16 protein-coding genes and 1 pseudogene are annotated in these 19357 nt (G+C 42.6%); 4 read left to right on the top strand and 13 right to left on the bottom strand.

Features of this window, described 5'->3' with window-relative positions; genetic code table 11:
• Positions 1 to 666 precede the first annotated feature (666 nt).
• The 9 genes from B9Z54_RS17090 to B9Z54_RS17045 all read right to left on the bottom strand — a co-directional run bounded on the left by B9Z54_RS17090 (position 667) and on the right by B9Z54_RS17045 (position 9755).
• Positions 667 to 1299, bottom strand: coding sequence for a response regulator transcription factor (locus tag B9Z54_RS17090; RefSeq protein WP_113929620.1), 633 nt, complete (start codon positions 1297 to 1299; stop codon positions 667 to 669).
• Entirely contained in the window at positions 1296 to 2342 is a 1047-nt protein-coding gene (locus B9Z54_RS17085; RefSeq protein ID WP_113929619.1) for a sensor histidine kinase, read from the bottom strand. The genes B9Z54_RS17090 and B9Z54_RS17085 overlap by 4 nt, the downstream gene beginning before the upstream one ends.
• A complete protein-coding gene (gene liaF / locus B9Z54_RS17080) occupies positions 2339 to 3070 on the bottom strand; it encodes a cell wall-active antibiotics response protein LiaF (RefSeq protein ID WP_113929618.1) in 732 nt (243 codons plus the stop codon). The genes B9Z54_RS17085 and liaF overlap by 4 nt, the downstream gene beginning before the upstream one ends.
• A gap of 266 nt (positions 3071 to 3336) precedes the next feature.
• Positions 3337 to 3990: a PspA/IM30 family protein gene (locus B9Z54_RS17075; RefSeq protein WP_113929617.1), complete on the bottom strand. Its 654-nt coding sequence runs from the start codon at positions 3988 to 3990 to the stop codon at positions 3337 to 3339.
• A 45-nt stretch (positions 3991 to 4035) separates the two neighbouring features.
• Positions 4036 to 4380, bottom strand: coding sequence for a lmo0954 family membrane protein (locus B9Z54_RS17070; protein WP_113929616.1), 345 nt, complete (start codon positions 4378 to 4380; stop codon positions 4036 to 4038).
• A 393-nt stretch (positions 4381 to 4773) separates the two neighbouring features.
• Positions 4774 to 5847, bottom strand: a complete 1074-nt coding sequence (locus B9Z54_RS25850; protein WP_240189989.1) for a glycoside hydrolase domain-containing protein — start codon at positions 5845 to 5847, stop codon at positions 4774 to 4776.
• A gap of 288 nt (positions 5848 to 6135) precedes the next feature.
• Positions 6136 to 6708: a DUF4256 domain-containing protein gene (locus B9Z54_RS17060; protein WP_240189988.1), complete on the bottom strand. Its 573-nt coding sequence runs from the start codon at positions 6706 to 6708 to the stop codon at positions 6136 to 6138.
• Positions 6709 to 6865: 157 nt separating this feature from the next.
• Entirely contained in the window at positions 6866 to 7417 is a 552-nt protein-coding gene (locus B9Z54_RS17055) for a hypothetical protein (RefSeq protein ID WP_162785273.1), read from the bottom strand.
• Between the two features lie 565 nt (positions 7418 to 7982).
• On the bottom strand, positions 7983 to 9755 hold the full coding sequence (locus tag B9Z54_RS17045; RefSeq protein WP_113929614.1) for a M3 family oligoendopeptidase: 1773 nt from the start codon (positions 9753 to 9755) through the stop codon (positions 7983 to 7985).
• A gap of 190 nt (positions 9756 to 9945) precedes the next feature.
• Between B9Z54_RS17045 and B9Z54_RS17040 the strand changes: the two genes are divergently transcribed.
• Both B9Z54_RS17040 and B9Z54_RS25315 read left to right on the top strand, forming a co-directional pair.
• On the top strand, positions 9946 to 10671 hold the full coding sequence (locus B9Z54_RS17040) for a tryptophan-rich sensory protein (protein ID WP_113929613.1): 726 nt from the start codon (positions 9946 to 9948) through the stop codon (positions 10669 to 10671).
• Between the two features lie 236 nt (positions 10672 to 10907).
• Positions 10908 to 11048: a hypothetical protein gene (locus B9Z54_RS25315; RefSeq protein ID WP_187444348.1), complete on the top strand. Its 141-nt coding sequence runs from the start codon at positions 10908 to 10910 to the stop codon at positions 11046 to 11048.
• Between the two features lie 889 nt (positions 11049 to 11937).
• Here the strand turns inward: B9Z54_RS25315 and B9Z54_RS17035 are convergent.
• The 4 genes and pseudogenes from B9Z54_RS17035 to B9Z54_RS17020 all read right to left on the bottom strand — a co-directional run bounded on the left by B9Z54_RS17035 (position 11938) and on the right by B9Z54_RS17020 (position 17020).
• Positions 11938 to 12302, bottom strand: a pseudogene (locus B9Z54_RS17035) (DUF3888 domain-containing protein).
• Positions 12303 to 12545: 243 nt separating this feature from the next.
• Positions 12546 to 14423: a cation:proton antiporter gene (locus B9Z54_RS17030; RefSeq protein ID WP_113929612.1), complete on the bottom strand. Its 1878-nt coding sequence runs from the start codon at positions 14421 to 14423 to the stop codon at positions 12546 to 12548.
• A gap of 126 nt (positions 14424 to 14549) precedes the next feature.
• Entirely contained in the window at positions 14550 to 15872 is a 1323-nt protein-coding gene (locus tag B9Z54_RS17025) for an oligosaccharide flippase family protein (RefSeq protein ID WP_113929611.1), read from the bottom strand.
• Positions 15873 to 16645: 773 nt separating this feature from the next.
• Complete coding sequence (locus tag B9Z54_RS17020) at positions 16646 to 17020, bottom strand: DUF1284 domain-containing protein (RefSeq protein WP_113929698.1); 375 nt, start codon at positions 17018 to 17020, stop codon at positions 16646 to 16648.
• 336 nt (positions 17021 to 17356) lie between these two features.
• Here B9Z54_RS17020 and kynU point away from each other — a divergent pair, with 336 nt between their 5' ends.
• Both kynU and kynB read left to right on the top strand, forming a co-directional pair.
• The gene (gene kynU / locus B9Z54_RS17010; protein WP_113929609.1) at positions 17357 to 18634 is read left to right on the top strand and encodes a kynureninase; all 1278 of its coding nucleotides are present in this window, start codon (positions 17357 to 17359) and stop codon (positions 18632 to 18634) included.
• 11 nt (positions 18635 to 18645) lie between these two features.
• A complete protein-coding gene (kynB, locus tag B9Z54_RS17005) occupies positions 18646 to 19266 on the top strand; it encodes an arylformamidase (protein WP_113929608.1) in 621 nt (206 codons plus the stop codon).
• Positions 19267 to 19357: the final 91 nt, after the last annotated feature.

Here is a 19357-nt window from a genome sequence, read left to right as displayed (position 1 = left end):
AGCGGAAGCGGCCGTTCAGCGACGTACAGATTTTAGGGCTCTCGTATGAGATAAAGGAATCACGAAGAGCGACAGCGATTCGATGATGACTTATCTATATAAAGTGGAAAGGCCCTGCTCAGCGGCGTACGAACTGGACTGACTCCGCATGAGATAAAGGAAACACAACGAACACAGTGAGTTGATGTTGACTTATCGCAAGGAGGAGGCAGGGAAGTACGCTAGCCGTTGGGGCCTTGCAGCTAGATTAGCAAGGAGAGAGACCGAAATCTGCTAGTCGCTGGCCGCTGAAGCTAGATTCGCCTGCGGGGTCTCACCTGTCACGCTAGTCCCGCAGGAAGTCACGCACCTTCCATTCCAATCAAATTATTGCTAGATTTTTATAATCAACTACTCACCTTTAGATTTATATTGAGATTGAAAGTTTTTAGGAAATTGTTTCACAAAGGGTACATTTCGTTTAACAAACTTGACGGTTTCACCAGCAAGAATACCGTTAAATCAAGAAAAAGGAGGATCAAAATCAATGCGATTTGACAATCCTTTTGATGTGTAATTTTTAATTTTACACTCAAAAACAGAACCAGTTAATCTTTCCTTTTATTCCGGCAACCGAAAAAGGCTGACTCATCAGAATCCCTTAATTGAGTCAGCCTTCTTCTAATTTTATTCAACTAACGCATGCTTGAATGCATAAATGACCGCCTGAGTCCGATCAGCAACATTCAGTTTCCCGAGAATGTTGCTCACGTGGGTTTTGACCGTTTTTAAGGCAATAAACAACTCATCGGCAATTTCCTGATTCGTTTTTCCTTCGGCAATCAGCAGCAGGATTTCCATTTCACGGTTGGTTAACTCTTCATGGGGCTGCGAAGTGTTCCGGCCTCTCATTTTCAGCATCATTTTCCCCGTCACTTCCGGCTCAAGGACTGTCTGGCCTTGGTAGGTCGCCCGGACAGCATCCGCTATTTCACTTGCCTTGGAGGTTTTCAGCATGTAACTTGTTGCGCCTGCTTCCAATGCGGGGTACACCTTATCATCATCCAGGAAGCTGGTGACAATGATGATTTTCGCCTCCGGCCATTTGTCTATGATTTGGCGGGTTGCCTCGATGCCGTCCATTTCCTTCATCACGAGATCCATCAAGATGATATCCGGTTTGTGCTTCAGTGCAAGATCAATGGCTGTACTGCCGTCGTCCGCTTCTGCCACAACCTCGATGTCCGGTTGGGCGGTCAGATAGGACGACACCCCGATCCTTACCATTTCATGATCATCTACAAACAATACTCTAATCATTCTTCATCACCCTCTGTTTCCACCATTGGAACTTTTACTTCGAGCCTTGTTCCCTTGCTTGGCACACTGACGATCTTAAATGAACCGCCGATTTCCAAAGCGCGTTCCTGCATATTTTGCAATCCATAAGAACCTGTCTTCTCTTTCTCACTGTCAAATCCGATCCCATCATCCATTACCCTCAAGATCACGAGGGAATCTCTTTTAATCAGGAGGACTTCCAAGGAGGATGCTTTGGAATGCCGCAGAGTATTTGAAACGGATTCCTGCAGTATCCTGAAAAGGTGGTCTTCAATCCCTTTGTCCAAAGCGATTTCCTCTACCTTCCATTCCACTTCCATCGGTACCTTATTAGATAGTTCCACCAACAGTTCATGAATTCCTTCTTTCAGTGTCTTGCCTTTTAAGGCGACCGGTCGAAGGTGCAGCAATAAGGCTCTCATCTCCAGCTGCGATTGGTGAATCATTTCTTCCACAATTTTCAGCTGTTTTGTCTCTATGGGGCTCTCTTCTCCGGTTTTGGATTCATTGATGGCCGACATCATCATGGAAGCTGCGAACAACTGCTGGCTCACCGAATCGTGAAGTTCCCTGGCAAGCCGGTTTCTTTCTTGAGAAACAATTTCCTGGATGCGCTTTTCCTGTTCCTCCGCTTTTTCATTAACAAGCTTCTGCGATTGCTTTGTCCTGCGGTTGATTTGCTCCTGAACGTTTACCATGCCGCTCCATACCCCGGTCAGTTCCGTTATGTTGAACATTTTATGAGAATCCAGAAGACGGCCATGTTCAATATCCATCACCCCGGACTGGATCTCATTTAGTTTCCTTCTTAAAGGCAGGGCTGCCCAGGCACCGCCCGACATGCCGATTAGAATGGTGAGGAATGGTATATATACAATCAATGGAATATCCATGATTTCTTTTCTGATAAAAAACTGCCAATCGGGAAGAGGAAAAATAAATGTAAATATGACTATAAATACAATCAGCAGGACGAATGAAAGGATTAGGCTGTGGAGAACCTGGCGTTTAAGAATACTCATATCCTTTTCACCTCTAGATCGCCGACAGCCAGAGCAGTAATGATTTTGACTTTCTGAGGAGCTGTGTCATAATCGCTGGACTGGTAGTAAATGGACTGGTTGAATGATTTCGGTTCAACACTATCAAAAATGCTGACAGCACCCGCAAGCCCATTATGATGCACGCTGACTTCTATATCATATGGCACCATGATCACAATATTCCCAAGAATATGGCGCACCGAAATGACAGAGGTTCCTTTAGGCAATACAGTATTTCCAAGATCAATGACAGTATCGCCGATTCCACCCTGGATATTGATATCGTTCCATTCATAGACGTGTCCGGGCGTCTGCTGGCGGCCGAACCACACGTTCTGCATAGTCGACTTCTTAATATAAACAGGTGCTTCTCCATCATTAAATGTCTGTTTGATCTCCGGCTCAACCCTGTCCGGTTTTTTCTTGGACTCTGCAAATTTAAGGATCACCATCACTAAGAGTGCCAGTAAAAAGAAACGGAACGCCATGGTATTAAGGATCGTAAGCGAAAGCCCGATGATTCCAAACCAAAACAGAGCTTTTCCTGATGAACTCGGAAGTCTTTTTCTCCCTGCGTATATGCAGCCAAAAGTGATAATCAGAAAGAATACAACTCCCCCATCATAAAAGGACATTTCAAACAGGAGCATGATGATTCCTATAAGCAATATCCAGCTAAACCTGTCAGTCCTGAATTTATCCAGCATGGGGGAACCCTCCTCTCTATCGTTTCATTGTAATACGTTCTTTTCGCAATGCTGTTTTCTCATAAATTGTGGTTGTTTAAAAGTAATGGATTTCCGCTGCGGGCGGACGTCTTCCGCTCCAAAGCCTCTAAGATAAATTAAATTTAAAAGTACAGTTTTTTTGAAGAAATGCTATTATTATCGTGCTGACCATTCTTTTTAATCAGGGATTCTAATAGACTTCCAAAAAGACGCAGAATCCTGCGCCTTTTTAGAATACCATGTTTTTACTGTGAAATAGAATGAGTTTCTTCTTTTTTCATCTCTTTTTCAAGCTGAGCGATTCTTCCATCAATACTGCTGCGGTAATAGGAAGTGTTCACCCCATGCTCGAGACGTTCAAGATAGGCTTCCATTTCTTCAAATCTTGAGAATGATGCATCTGAATATCCTTCAGATGATTGAAGCACCTTGTTCATCCGGTGGTTCGCTCTGGCGATATTTTCACGCCCCATTAACTCCATTCGTTTAATGTACATGTCCTTCAGCTTATGCTTCATTTCTTCATACTTTCTCTCAAGCTCACCCAATCCATTTTCTGTTTCTTTTAAGGAGGTTTGAAGCCTCTCAGACCTGTCTGCAAAGTGCTCATGCTCACTCATTGCAAACTGGTAAAGTTCCATTTCACCGGCGTTGGAAGCGATCTCTGCCTGATGCTTCCTTTTATCCGCCAGCTGCCTTGTTTCTTCAAATTTTTTCGTGAATTCCTGCTTTAACAAATACTGGCGCTCAACCAGCTTTCTTACCTTCTCCACTTCCGTTTCACATTGGCGCAGATACTGGTTCAGCATTGAGATCGGATTTTTCTTCTCCTTTTCATCCAGCATTTCGTGAACATCAGAAGTAATTGAATTTTTTAGTCTGTTAAATAACTTTGCCATTGTAAAATCTCTCCTTGTTTTTTAAAGTAGGTTCTTCTCTTCAACTTAATTGTTTTTCAGATTTGCCCATTCTTTTTCAAAATTTGTGAAGGGGTCATCGCTTTCATTTACTTCCGGCTTTTCTTCATTCCACTTCTTGATCACGACGTATAGCAGATAAATCGCCGCCAAGCCGATGATGGCCGGGAAGTTTGAAGCTGAAGCACTAAGTGCCGCAAGCCCGATGATGGCCCAGATCACTTTGGCAAAAGTTGAATCTGTCTTCATGAACTGTTTGAATGAGTAGTAAAGAATCAAGAGGCTGATGGCAAGGCCGATCATCGGACCCATATTTGCCAGGAGCACAATAGCTCCGATTCCTCCTAACACCAATAAACCAAATTTCCTCATGTTGCTTCCTCCTTATGGCTGAGAGTTCAGCCTGATTTCGAATATTGCTTTGTTCTTCCGTTTTCTTGTTTCTATCGTACCTTTTTCCAGGGTTCTTCATAACGAGCCTGAGCTTTATTTTCCACTAAGACCTGAGGCTTAGTGAGGATAGGTCCGTGTTAGCCTTTTGAACATTTAACAATGATTCAAAAGTCAGCAAAAAGACCCGTCAATTGACGAGTCTTATCTCTAGTGAATAAATGTTCTGTATGATGGTTCAAGTGCCAGTAAGAAAAGTTGGGTTATAATAGATTCTCAGTTTCTCCCCATATGATGACTGGAGTGGAAGGTGTACGACCTCCTGCGGGAGCAGCGGGCATCTAGTTGCAGCACACCCAATTCCTGAGTTTCCACTTACCAAAGCACATCTGTATACTGGTTATCAAAAAGGTTTGTATCGATATTACATTCTTGTGCGTCCAATCCATATTGCCAGCCGATTACGACTGCTCCTTCTGGTGCCTCAGGCTGGTATTCAGGAGCATCTGCTTCTGTTGTAATTCCGGCATTTGGGGCTGCGGTCCAGAGGTAGGTGTCTTCTTTTATACCGGAATTCCCGCTGACTGCCTGGTTATAGGAGGCAGCAAGATCGGTGTCCCCTGAGAAAATACCGTAAATTCCAGGGACATACGCTGATGAAGACAATGCATCATACCACCCTCTGATGAAGTCACTGTTCACTGGATAGGTTGGCTCAATATCAGCAAAAATCGCTGTGCCTTCCGGTGCTCCCAATTCCTCGGCAAGAGATATGGCTTCTTCTCCTTCTTGAACTCCATTTTCAAACCCGGTCGCATCTGAGAAGCGGTTATGAATCAATAAAATTTCATCATTGTTGGATTTTATTAACTCAACTTCTTCCTGAGTCAACCCGGCAGAAACCCCTTCCTTATCTCCTAAATATCTTCCGACCACTTCTGGATCTCCAAAGTTATCCCGTACACACATGTTAAACTCTTCGTTAGTAGCACTGGCGGTATCAATCCCCCAGGCTAAACCCGACTCACCATCGCCATTGTTATTTCCGTCACCACCGCCATTGCCGTTGCCGCCATCGTTTCCATTTCCATTACCGTTTCCCGATCCGTTTGTCACACCGTTAGTGATAGAATTCGTGACAGAATTGACTACATCGCCGTCACCTTCCACTGTCACTTCAACATTGTTGGTGATATTGTTCGTTATATTGTTCTGAACCTCTTCGCCGCCCTGATTATCAATCGTATTTTCAACATTATTTTCTGCAGACTCCGCGCCATTGTTATCAATGTTGTTTTGAATATTATTGGTTCCATTCATCGGTGGTGAAGCATTGGTGGATTCTTTTCCTTCAAGAAAACCTGTTTTATAGATATACAGTCCCGAAAAAAGTGATAGAAGTAACAGCCCGGCAGCCAAAAGAACTCCGACATACTTACCCTGGTTCATGCTTGATTCACACCCTTCATAGCTATTCCTTACAGCTTATGAGGGGTGGATGTGGGTGTGTGGGCTTTGACGAATGGATTATTATGGAAGTAATTACAAGGGTAAATTTATTTAGGAATTTAAACTAGTGTTTTTGCTTTCATGAAAATTGGGGTTCTCCTATTTTATTCTCAGTGACACCTCAACAGCTTTTTGCCTCTCAGAACATTTCTCAAAAGCACAAAAAAGAGTCAAAGGCATCGCAGGCTGCAATTCCTCTGACTCTTCTTATGCTATGTGTCCAAGTCCTCAAACTCTCAACGATCCCCTGAATCCCCTGGCTGCATAGTAGGAATCTGCTCCATTGTGATACAGGAAGACATGGCCAAAGCGGAAGTCGCAGAAAAGGGCGCCTCCGAGCTCTCTGATATCACCAGGAGTCTGCACCCAGCTCGATGTTTTGGTATCGAATTTCCCGAGTTTTTGCAAAGCGCGATATTGCCCTTCATCCAATATTTCTATACCCATGTCAGCTGCCATATCCATCGCATTATTTTCAGGCTTAAACTTCTTTCTCGACTCTAATGCTTTCCGGTCGTAACACACACTTCTGCGGCCCTTGGGACTTTCTGCAGAGCAATCGACAAAGACATACTCGCCGCTTTCTTCATTAAAACCCACCACATCCGGTTCGCCACCAGTCTTTTCCATTTCATTGAGCGACCATAGTTTTTCAGGAACAGAATACAGCTTCTCTTGCACCTCATCCCACTGAATTCCCTCATGACGGTTCATGTTTTTCTCAAAACGGGTCTGTAATCCTTTTAGTAATTCTTCAGTTTGTTCTTTTGATAATTTTTCTTGTGAGTTTGTTCTTGCCAAAATTTCTCCCTCCTTAATATCAATTTAATTTGTCATTGTTAATTGTACAGGATGTCAGGTCTGAACTAAAGGAGGACTGGAATTTGATTTTTAACAACACACTAATCCGATTCGGCTGCCAATAATTCACCTTTAGTGAAAAATTATTGAATAATATCTAAGAAGCATCCTCGCCTGCAAAAATAGCTTTTAATGTTTTCAAATGATTTGTACTGCTGATGATCTTATAGTCATTAAGGGCATTTTCATCTAGTTTTATATCAATCACTCTAGTGAGAAAACGATCCTCGTCTGCTTGATTCTTCACTATAATTTCCACATGATATTTATAAGAATCCCGGGACATACCCTCTTCTTTTTTAAGGTCTATTTTTGAAAGATCATCGATAATGCTTTCAATCGTATCCTGATCTTCAATGGATTTACTCGCCTTTGGTTCTAAGAAGTCGTTTGAGGGGTCATACACGCGAATATTAATTGCTTCAATGACGCTTTCTTCCTTAAGGGTTTTATCATAGAGTTCTAAAAAAGTTGTATATTTAGATTGTTGAACGGTAAGAGAAGCTCCCAAAACCAATAAAGCAATCGCCATGATCAGAATTCGTTTCCTTTTTATGAATATACTCAACACAAGTGTTGTAAGTACAATCAAAACAGCAATAAGAAAAACATCAAAATATTGTAATGTGAAATCCATAAACCCTTCCACCATACAACTCTCCTTACTATAAAATCCGGTTTATTTTTAAGGCTCTTTTCGTAAACTTTGTTGCTATTATTTTATATGAACTTTGTAAGATAACGCCATTTTCAAAAGAAAATATTCTGGTAAAGTAAGTTTAAATAAATGAGCTGCTTTCCCTTTTTGAGATAAAAATCATAGTATCCAGAAAAATAATCTTTAATCAACCTTTACGTAGGAGGATTGGAGCGGAAGGCCTACGATCTCCTGCGGGACTAGCGGGACAGGTGAGACCCGGGTTCCGTACCCACTGGAACGGAACCTTCCTCTCGAGGAGGCTCACCGCCCGCCCCGCGGAGTCGTCCGCCTGGAGCGGAAATCCATTCTTCTCAATAGCAACAATCTTAGCGAAAAGAGCCATTTTGAAATTAAAATGACTTCATTTATGATTAGTCCTCCTTTTAACAAACAAGTAATAAAAAATAGCAGAACCAAACATTTTACGTTTTGGCCTGCTATTCTTTATATTATTTGAAGTGATAAAAAGGACTCTATTTGTTGGTTTTTTAAATACCAGGCTCTATGGAATGATTTATTCCGTCAAGCTTAAAAACTCTTCAACGTCATTGATGCAAAGAGAGATGCCCTTTTCCCAGAAAGCTTCTTTCGTAATGTCTTCTCCAAGATGTTTCATCGCCAGTTCCTCTACTGACATTACAGCAGTATCCCTGAGCAGCGCCATGTATTTCTCTTCATAGTTCCCATCGGACTCCAGCGCTTTTGCATAGATGCTCAATGAAAATAGATAGCCAAAGGTGTACGGGAAGTTGTAGAACGGCACACCGGAAATATAGAAATGCAGCTTCGATGCCCAGAAATGAGGGTGTGTCTCCTCAAGACCGCCTGCAAAAGCTTCTTGCTGAGCCTCTGTCATAAGCTCATTCAAGCGGTCGGCTGATACTAATCCGTTCTTGCGCTCTTCATAGAACCGTGTTTCAAACAGGAAGCGGGCATGGATGTTCATGAAAAACGCCACACTTCTTTGGAGCTTATCTTCCACCAAGGCAATTTTCTCTTCCTTGGTCTGCGCTTCCTTCACCGCGGCATCCGCCACGATCATTTCTGCAAAAGTAGAAGCTGTTTCCGCTACATTCATTGCATAGTTCCTGTTCAATGTGTGCATCGGTCTTAAGGCATAGGAATGGAAGGCGTGCCCTAGTTCGTGTGCTAGTGTTGCCACATTGGACATGCTCCCCGAATATGTCATGAAAATGCGTGACTGTTCACTTAGCGGGAAAGATGTACAGAACCCACCAGGTCTTTTTCCGGCACGGTCTTCCGCTTCAATCCATCTGTCTTCGAACGCTTTTTGGGAGAACGCCGCCATTTCATTTCCGAAGCGTCCAAAATGTTTCAGGATAAACTCTGCTCCCTCGTTGTAGGTCATCGTTGAATTGGATTCGGCAACAGGAGCGTCCATGTTATGCCAGTCAAGTTTCTCTTTGCCAAGCATTTTCGCTTTTCGATCCAAATATTTTACAAAAGGTGCTTTATGCTTCGTGATGGCTCCCCACATGGCATCAAGAGTGTCTTGCTGCATACGGTTATACTCAAGAGGTTCTTTGAGCACTTCATCCCAGCCCCGCTTTTTGTAAACATTCAAACGGAAACCTGCTAGATGATTCAAGGTCTTGGCAAATAACTCTTCCTTTTCCGTCCACGCTTCTTCAAGGCTTTCGAAGATTTCTTTTCTGACTTTCTCATCCTGATGGGAGCTGAGGTTATTCGCCTGGCCGATGGAAAGCATTTCACCATTATAAGGAATCTCCATGCTTCCCACTATCGTGTCATACATCTGGCCCCATCCATGATAACCATCAATTGAAAGAGCCTGGATAAGCGCCTCTTCCTCGCTCGATAATTTATCCTTGGCTTTTTCCCGCCATTCGTTCAGTACGAAAGTCAGCTCCGCAAGAGTGTCGGTTTCAAGAAGCTCACTCCATACATTTTCCGGCGTATCGGAAAGCTTCTGCTGAAAACTGTTGAAGGAAACCTGAAAATCAGCGCTGGCCGTTGTCAGTTCACCGCGGAGCGAATTTGCTTTCCTGTCCTTCATATCCTGTGCTTCAAGACATCCAATAAATGCACCTGCCTGGCGAAGGTAAAGCATGATTTCTTTAGCCTCTTCAATCAGGTTCGCTACGTGAAGGCTGTCTTCTTTTGATTGAGGTGCTTTAAATTCTTTTTCATTTTGAGCAAACACCGCTTTTTTCTTTTCCAAAGTATCCAGGTGTTCTCTCAACTGAGGCGAGCCGCTTCCTCCCTCAAAAAATACATCTAAGTCCCACACATCAGAGTATGCCATTAGAATTTCTCCCCTTTTAAATATGTAATCTACTTATGTATATGTACAGTTTATCATTTTCCGACTTTTCTTGCTTTTATTTTTTACCAGAAAACAACTTTTCCACACAGCCATTTAAAAACATTTCCGTGTTTCTAAAAAGGCGGGCGTGGAATAGTAGAAGTATAAAAGAAATATTGGAGGTCTAATTATGGGCAGACTTTTACTTAATATTGCTGCATACATTCTTGTCATTGTGGTGAATGCTTTAGCTGTGACACTTCCCTTGAACGGACAGACTACGGGTGAAATATCGAATAAGCTGAATGTCTTTTTCACCCCAGCCGGTTATGTTTTTTCTATTTGGAGTGTGATTTACCTGCTGCTTGGGGTCTGGGTTATCAGGCAGATACCCAAAAAGAACCGGGAATCTGAGTATTATCGGACGCTCAGTCCTTACTTCGTCGCTACCTGCCTCTTGAATTCGACCTGGATCTTCATGTGGCATTACAATTACTTCGGATTGTCGGTTATTGTAATGCTCGGACTGTTGAGTACACTGATTCTTCTTTATCGGAGGGCAGAAGCCTTATCCAGAGGTTTTTTCGATATGCTTCCGTTCTCTGTATATATAGGATGGATTTCAGTGGCGACGGTCGCAAACATCAGCTACTACCTTACCTATATTGAGTGGGGCGCATTCGGATTTGGAGAAGCCTTTTGGGCGATCTTTCTTCTGGCCTTCTCTCTTGCACTCGCCGTGTATTTCAGGATAAGTAAGCGTGATTGGATTTATCCGTTGGTATTCGTTTGGGCGACCATTGGAATCGGCGTCAATAACCAATCCGAACACCCCGTCCTCTCTTCCTTGAGCTATGCAGTTGCCGTGCTGATCTTTCTAGCTGTCATTTTCTTCAGAGGCGATAAACATAAATAATATTCAAAAGCGGAAGCGCCTTGATCAGCCCCGACAGGCAAATGTTCCATAGAGAAAAAAAGGCTGTCTTTCTTTTTTACTCTTTGGGTTATTTGACCCCGAGGTGTTAAGTCCGTTCCAGTGGGTACGGACCCTCAGGCGCTGAGCCTCAGCATGGTTATCACGTGTGAAATCTCCAAATCAGCTGTATTATTTTCTCCTGGGTGAGTACAAAATATAGAGACGGAGGTGAAGTTATGAAAAGACAAGATGGGAAAAAGTATACATCATCAGGAACGGACGTTGATGAGGTGAAGAGGCTCAATGCCCAATCCGGCTTATCCTATAACCAGGTGAAACAGCTGCTGGCTGATAGAGCACAGGAAAAAAATCAGTAATTCACGTAACTAAAACCTTTTACAGAATAAAAATGAGGTTTTTAAAAAAGGCTGTTTTCGCCTATATTGTTGCTTTCGGAAAAATCCCAAGAACCGGATTTTTCCCCGGATACTAAGAGTTTTATCTTTTATCGGGGGATAGTAGCTCTTTTCTTTTCGGTGTTCCCAGATTTACCCCTCTTAATATGGTTACTTTTTCGGAATTAGAAACAAATAGCAACAAAGTATACGAAAAGAACCTTAAAAAATCAAATTATCAACCAATTTAACACCCCTTTTAGCAGTAATGAATAAATTTATTCACTGCTGCTAAAAGGGGTGTTAATTAGTATGTCCGCTTCAATCAATAGCAGTTTAGGAAAAAAATCAGATGCTTCGTTGGTACTCCATTAAAGATAATTATATTTGGCTACTTTGATGGCAGATTATCTCGATTCTTATATTTCTTTAACATACTTGTGTTAACGAACCGGATTGAAACTACCTCCCCACAATCCAAACAGACAGTTAGTTCTTTTTCAAACTCTGGTACTTTTACAAATGAATTCCCACCACAACTTGTGCATTTTTGCATCTCATATCCCCCGCATTTTTTTAAAGTTAAATGCCTTTCATTATTTAATAAATTCCACATAAATGGGCATTTAACCTTCTTAAGACGTACTGACCATTACTTTGATACCAATCCTTCATAATTAGCCAAGTTTATAAAAGGCTCTTTTCTAAAAGAATGTTGCTTACGAATGCTAAATTTTCCTCCTCCCCATTTTTACGTAGGAGGATTGGAGCGGAAATCCACCACTATTAATAGCCACAATCTTTGCGAAAACAGCCTTATAAAAACACTTCATAAAAAGAAAAAACTTATCCTCTCCTGGATAAGTTTCAGTCAATAAAGCGGGTATGTTTTCAAATGTTTGTAACTTATCAGATCACCATTTGTGTTAATGACAACCTCATCTACTCCGTAACTCATATGTGCATCATAATAGGGGTACACTTTAAGAGTTATCTCATATACCCCCCAACCCCATACAGCTGATTAACCTTTAGGATTTCAGCATCATAAGAAGCCCACACGAGGTTTTCTGGAGCTTCTTTATCATCCTTATAAATTTCAGCTACCGCTTCATCTACTGGTTCTCTAAGACTGCTTATAAGAGCGTATTTAAATGTATCGCATAATTTAGTGTCAGCCTCATTTATTACTGCATTTGCATAATGATTAGTGTCTAAATTTGTTAATGACAGCATTAATATGAAGATGAAGTTGATTCTTCTCATAAATATCACCTCACTTTAGTTTTCCATTTACTAAAGTGAGGTATTCCGTTAATGGAACATAAACCACTCATTGATCTTGCTTACAAAAAAAAGAATAGCAGCCCCATATTTCACCATGTGGTCTGCTACTCTTTATGTTATCTGAAGAGTTAAAGGATACTTTTTCCCCCTCATCAAAACGGGTTAGGAATCTTCTGTTGTGGGCTTGCTGTTCTAATTATCTTTTTCTTTTCTTTTCTCATTCTTCTTAGCCGGTTTTTCACGCTGTTCCACCAGCTTTTCCTGAATCTTGTTGAATTCCTTGCAAGGCTGGGTCAAACTGACGACCACGTCCCCTGCTTCTGCTTTTGCTGATCCATCCGGCGTGAAGAACTCAATTTTCCCGGAAGGCTTCAAAACAAATAGAAGGATTGTAAGCTCTTCCCTTTCAGACAGGTATTCTTCAAATGGATATTTCTCCGTTATGTTGGTTTTTCTAATGATGTCCCCGCGTTCGATACGTTTGTTCAATTCATCCCATGTGGCATTTTCCTGGAAAAGTATCCTTCCCCCAATCGTATGAACGAGATCCTCAATATCATCACTTCTTTTTCCTTTCAAACTGAGCTGGAACAAATTATTGCGGCCGATGGAAGGAACAAAAGTGGTACAGACAAGAGCATTGTAAGAATCAATCTCTGTTGCCGCTACCAGGTACTCATATGGTGTTAAATCCATGTGATAATCAGTTTGTTCCGATAGAATCTCCCCTTTGTAAAAAGGGACTCCGGCTTTTCGGGCTGGGAAAAGCCTTTTCCACGATGAATCAGCAATCAAAACTGGAGTATTCAGGTCCCTGAATGTCTTCGCCAGCTCTGTATTGAAGCTGCTGCCTCCGATCAGGAGAACTCCCGGCCTGTCATTGATGGCGAGATCAAGCTTCTTCGCAAGCCACCCGATGGAAAATCCATGGACGGTTACTGTTCCAAATACAAGCGCAAACGTAACCGACGTCAGGACCGCCGCATCTTCAAACCCAGTTTCTAGGAGGATTGAAGCAAAGTAACTGGAAACAGTCAGAGCGACAATTCCCCTTGGCGCAATCCAGCCGACAAGTGTTTTTTCCTGCCAGGAAAGATCCGTTCCAATGGTTGAAAGAAAAATGGATAATGGACGGACAATGAAAAGCATCAACAGAACAAATCCAATGATCTTCCAATTGAATATTTCGATTAAAGTTTCCAGCGAGAGTGACGCAGTCAGCATCACAAAAATCGTAGAAATCAACAGTACTGATATATTTTCCTTAAAGTGGCGCATATCATCTATGGATGAAATGTGCATATTGGCAAGAGTCATCCCCATTGCCGTTACAGCAAGAAGCCCAGTCTCATGGGTGATTTCATCAGAAATTGTAAAGCAGGCGATAACCACCACAAAAACGACGGGTGATTTCAAGAATTCAGGGACATGCCCTTTTTCAAACATCCAACCGATTCCCTTGCCGCACAGCCAGCCGAATACGACCGCAAAGAAGGAAGCCAGGAAGAACATTACCAGGGCATTCCCTCCTCCTTCTGAGGTGAAAAAGAGAATGAATTCAAAAGCGAAAAGCGCCAAAAGGGCTCCAAATGGATCTACAACTATCCCTTCCCATTTTAAAATGGCTGCCGGACGCGGCTTTAATTTTGCCTGCCTTAACAACGGCAGGATGACAGTGGGTCCTGTTACGATGAACAGCCCCCCAATGACGAATGCAACCGCCCATGAAAGCCCTGCAACATAATGGGCAGCCAGGGATCCCAGAATCCAGGCAAGGAAGGCGCCTATTGTGACAATCCGGAAAACCGGTCTCCCAAGACCCTTCACTTCACGAAAATCCAAGTTTAAGCTTCCCTCAAATAAGATAATTGCAACAGCTATTGAAATGATAGGTTTAAATAAGTCCCCGAAATCCTCTTCAGGGTGGATGATTCCGAGTAACGGACCTGCCAGGAGCCCCACGATGGACATAATGACAATCGCAGGCATCCTGAACCGCCACGCGGCCCATTGTGATAATATGCCCAGCAGGCCAATAAGCATCAAGTTGAATAGAATCGAATCAAACATTTAGCCTCTCCTTATAGGATAAAAATTTAGGTTTATTTTATCTTGCCGATTATAGTATGTAAAACCATGTGTTTCCCTGATGTTCTATTTCCAGGCAGGCAGCATGAAACATAAGGGGAAATATCCTTAAACCCTAATGGAACTTTTAAACCATAGAGTAAGACCAAGACGGCTGCAAACGGTATGGTAATGAAGCAGGGTTAGCAGGACAGCACCTGCATTCATGCCGATCAGGACCCCCGCCATTCCGAACTGCGGCAGCGAACCAAGAAAGTAAATGATCGAAAACGAAACCATGGTTGCCCATATAGTATGATACAAAGCGTCCTTTATCAATCCAAACCCAATCATAAATGCCTGCAGAGGCATCACAAAAAAATGGAAGAAAAAATATGGCCACAATAATTTCAAATAATATGCGGCCGAGGTAGAATGAAAAAATAGTGCAGTCAGCTCATCTCCCCAGAAATAAAAGATCATGACAGCCGGCGCTCCGTAACTTAACGTAATCAAGACAACTTGCCTGAGTATTGAATGTATACCTTTAATATCATTCTTTGAAACCTTTTCCGAAACAATCGGAATAAGAGCAATCAGCAAGGAATGGGCGATAAACGCAGGAAAAAATCCAATCGTTAAGGCAACACCCGCCATCACCCCAAAATGTTCTGTAGCCATGACATCCGTCATCCCGGCATGAAGAAGGGCAGCCTTGATTAAAAAAGGCTGAATGGCATGAGAAACAGCGTGAAAAATCCTTAGCACAGTTGTAGGAAAGGAGACTGACAACAATGCCTTTCCGACTTCCGCTTTGTCAGCATATTTGTTTGCAGAACTTTTTACCTTCCTGAACGAAAGCACATAGGCTTGCATGAAGTAGACAAACACCACCCCTTCACTGCCTATGAACGTACAAAGGGCAATAATGATGGCCGTATTGGTGTCAAAGGAAAACAATTGATAAACTACGACCAAAAGAAGCAGCTGGGCAATCTTCCTCAAGAAATTGGCTGCTGCGATTTTCCCCATCTGATGAACTCCCATAAAATACCCTCTTGCTATTGAAGAAAAAGAAATGATCGGAATCAATAGCAGAGTCAACCACCGCACACTTGGATGATACTCGGCGAGAAACGGAAAAACAGAATATAAGATTGTAGCTGCCAGCAAAAAAACACAAGTAAAGATTATTGTCAGTCTCCACACTTGCGATAGGATATTCCGATGATAGACCACATCTTTTTCAGCAATGAATTTTGACAGTGACACCGGAAGCTCGAGACTTGCAATGATGGCGATCAGGAAGATAGAAGGAAGAATGGACATATAGATTCCCATTCCCCTTTCCCCCAGTTCCCTTGCAAGTATCATATTTACGACAAACTCCAAACACTCTCCCAGAAAGGCGGTGATTATTAAAAAGGATATTCCCCTAATGAATAATTTCATCTTTTCTACCTCCGAAATTAGTACATGCCCTATCATATGATGGAGGTAAGGGGTTTAGGATTTTTTTCATTCGTTATTCTGTTCGCCGTTTCTTATCGGCAGCCATATATATTTTAACTTCAGTATTAAATTTGCAGCTTTTATAAAGGTTCACACCAGAAACCGCTCACTCTGTCACCTGCATTTTCCATGCCAAATTCTTGCCCCGTAAGCCTCAAATCTGCTAGTAGTAAATCAAAATCACCAGTGAGAACTGGTGGTTTGCTCTGCGACTTGAAGCCTCTCTTACCAGCCTCTGCCTAAAAGGCCCACTGATTGATTTCATCAGCAATTTTTCCCTAATGAAAAAAGTTCATGAAATAAGGGAAGAAATTCCGCTTATTTTAAAAAGAGCATTAGAAACAGCTAAATTAAGCGGAGAAGTTCCGCTTATTTGCTAAAAAGATGCCAAATTGGTCAATTCAGCTTTAGCTTAAGCGGAAAAATTCCGCTTATTTACCCCATATCGAATGCAATTTCGCAGCTTAGCCGGAAAAATTCCGCTTATTTTAGGTTATTCATGTCCTTCACTAATAACCGCCGGCTTGCATGGTAAGAAGTGTTAGAGAAACCTGCTAATGAACGGAGATTTTCCATTCCTGCTATAAACTCGCTGGATCCCCCATCACAACCAGGGGTTTTCGGACCTAGAAAATAAAAACGGGTCCCCGCCTGGAGACCCGGATACCCGAAAAATCATTCACAATTCGGGCAATATCTTATTGAAATTCACCTCACTTCTGTACTAATTCTTCATTCAGAAGAGCGATGCCTTCCTTGCACACCCCGTATTCCAGCCAGGAACAGCCCGCGCAAATTTGGTCCAGATCATCCGGCTCCACCTTTTGGGCTGTTAACTCTACAAGGTAAGACTTCTTATAAACTCTTCCTGACTCCAAACCAAGGTGATCAATCGTCCTTCTGTCCAATCCCATCACCTTATTATTCGACTTCACACTTCCGCTGCACAATGTTTCCCCTCTATGAGGGCACGCGGAACAGGCGTCATCAAATCCGGCGATGACCCTTATATCAAAATCTTTCTCTGGATCTCTCATATCCCCCACAATCTCCTTCATCTTTTCTACAAAGGATGGGCTGTATCCCATACCTTTAAATCCATGGACACACAGGAGATGATGGCCCCTTAAAAGTTTACTCACAAGGATGCCTCCTTTAAATGTACTCTTTTTATACCTATTCTAGGGCGGATGGGAAAATCCTGTTTTTAAGAGGACGGGAACCATCAAGAGGGCTGTCCGTTTTGGAGGAGCACCATATTGCTGGATTACAGCCCCTGGTTGGATCAGTTTTATTCAGTGAAGCATTATACTCCCGTGCTGTCCTCCAAAACGATCATACATCAAGTCAGCCCGTTTAATAATTTTACTATTCCATCTATTTCGATTACCATTTATATATATAACTGAAAAGGCGGGATCTTAATGGATTTCAGTATAAGAGAAGAACATGCTATTGAATTGGACAAAAAAGACGGCTTGTCTCATTTTAAAGAAGAATTTTACATAAAAGATGATTGGTACTATATGGACGGAAACTCACTTGGCCTTCTTTCCAAGAGAGCTGAAAAATCGCTGCTGACTTCATTGGAAGATTGGAAACAGCACGGAATAGACGGGTGGATGGATGGCAATCAGCCATGGTTCTATTACTCTGAAAAACTGGGAAAGATGACTGCTCCCCTTATCGGAAGCAAAGAAGAGGAGACTATAGTGACAGGATCGATCACCACCAATCTCCATCAATTAATCTCGACTTTTTATCAGCCGGCAGGTTCCAGAACCAAGATACTTGCAGATGAGCTGACCTTTCCCTCGGATATCTATGCGATTAAAAGCCAGCTTGAGCTAAAAGGCTACGACCCTGATCAAGAATTGATTCAAGTTAAAAGCAGGGACGGGCTGACTATTAAAGAAGAAGATATCATAGAGGCGATGACTGATGAAATTGCTCTTATCCTCCTTCCTTCCGTAATGTATCGTTCAGGCCAGCTTCTGGATATGAAGCTTTTGACAGAAGAGGCGCACAAGAGAGGCATCCTCATTGGCTTCGATTTAGCGCACAGTATCGGAGCCATTCCTCATGAACTGCATGACTGGAATATCGATTTTGCAGTATGGTGCAATTATAAATATTTGAACAGCGGACCAGGAGGAGTCGGCGGGCTGTTTGTCCATGAAAATCATTTAGGCAAGAAGCCGGGGCTGGCAGGCTGGTTCGGTTCGAAAAAAGAAAAACAATTTGATATGGAACACACTTTAGCACACGCCGAGACAGCGGGGGCATTCCAAATTGGGACTCCCCATATTTTCAGCCTTGCCCCTCTTCTTGGTTCACTGGAAATCTTTGAAGAAGCCGGCATTGAAAATGTGAGGAACAAATCACTGAAACTGACAGCTTATCTAATGAGACTCATTAAAGAAAGATTGTCCGATTACGGCTTCACAATTTCAAATCCTAAGGAAGACCAGGCACGCGGCGGCCATGTTTGCTTGCAGCATAATGAAGCTGCCCGGATCTGTAAAGCTTTGAAACAAAACGGAGTCGTCCCTGATTTCAGGGCTCCCAACGTAATCAGGCTTGCTCCTGTCGCTCTATACAGCTCCTTTCAGGACGTCTGGAAAACCATAGATATTTTAGAGACCATCATGAATGAAGAACAGTACAAACAATTTGAGAAGGGCCGCAATGTTGTGGCATAGGAGGAATAAAATTGAAACTTATTGATATATCACAAAGGCTAAACAGCTCTACTCCCGTATGGCCAGGAGACACTCCTTTCTCCTTTTCCTTGAACTGGTCAAAGGAAGAAACCGGCTCTGTCAACGTAGGGAAAATATCGTTCAGTGCGCACACTGGAACACACATTGACGCTCCCTTTCATTTTGATGATAATGGCAGGAGAGTTGCCGAACTTCCTCTGGACAACTATTTCGGAAAAGCTCTGGTGGTTGATCTCACTGGGAAGGAATCTATTGGCGCAGAAGATTTAGAAAGCCTGAATTTGGAAGGGATCACGAAATTATTGATCCGTACCGGCAGCTGGGAAGATAGAAACGCCTTTCCTGATAAGATTACCTACCTTCGGGAAAGCGCCGGTCCAATCCTTAAAGCAAAAGGAATCGACTTGATCGGAGTGGATGTCCCTTCCGTTGATCCATTAAACAGTAAAGACCTCCCGGCACACCGCTCGCTGCAGTCAAACGGCATCGGGATTCTAGAGGGAATCATTCTGGATGGGGTTGAGCCAAAAACTTATGAACTTTCAGCATTTCCCCTGTCCGTGGAAGAGGGGGACGGCTGTCCGGTAAGGGCGGTTCTCATTGACCGTTAACCCAGGGAAATTATTGCTATTTCATCTCGCAAGTTCCTTTACTTCATGATGAGATATTGGGTATAATTATAACTATAAGAATAATGGAAGA

Origin of the sequence: Bacillus sp. P14.5 (assembly GCF_003316765.1) — a bacterium.
Taxonomy (GTDB): Bacteria; Bacillota; Bacilli; order Bacillales; family Bacillaceae_B; genus Rossellomorea.
This window is presented reverse-complemented; position numbering and strand designations above follow the sequence as displayed.